The 268-nt window shown below is 67.9% G+C and carries 1 protein-coding gene; it reads right to left on the bottom strand.

The genetic code is table 11. The features are described 5' to 3' along the window. Nucleotides 1-216, bottom strand: a 216-nt coding sequence (locus tag E7Z53_RS19910; RefSeq protein WP_176338708.1) for a transposase, incomplete at its 3' end; no start/stop codon positions are given. Between the last annotated feature and the right edge of the window lie 52 nt (nucleotides 217-268).

Genomic DNA, 268 nt, shown 5'->3' with positions numbered 1-268 from the left:
CAGCCGCTGGGCGTCATCAGTGGTGGTGCCCGGCCGGTATCCCTCGTCGACCTCGGCCTGTCTGACCCAGTTCCGCAGCGTCTCCGGGTTGATCCCCAGCTGCTGCCCGATCCGCGCCAGCGCCCCGGCCTTCGTCGCTGGGTCCCGTCGGGCCTCCACCGCCATCCGGGTGGCGCGCTCACGCAACTCATCCGGGTACTTCCTCGGTGCTCCCATGACTCTCATCCTTCCGTGGAATGAAAGCCTCCAACAGACCCGTCACGGGACA

Source organism: Kocuria salina, from assembly GCF_013368965.1.
Lineage (GTDB): Bacteria > Actinomycetota > Actinomycetes > Actinomycetales > Micrococcaceae > Kocuria > Kocuria rosea.
The sequence above is the reverse complement of the archived record's forward strand: the minus strand, read 5'-3'. Positions and strand labels throughout refer to the sequence as shown.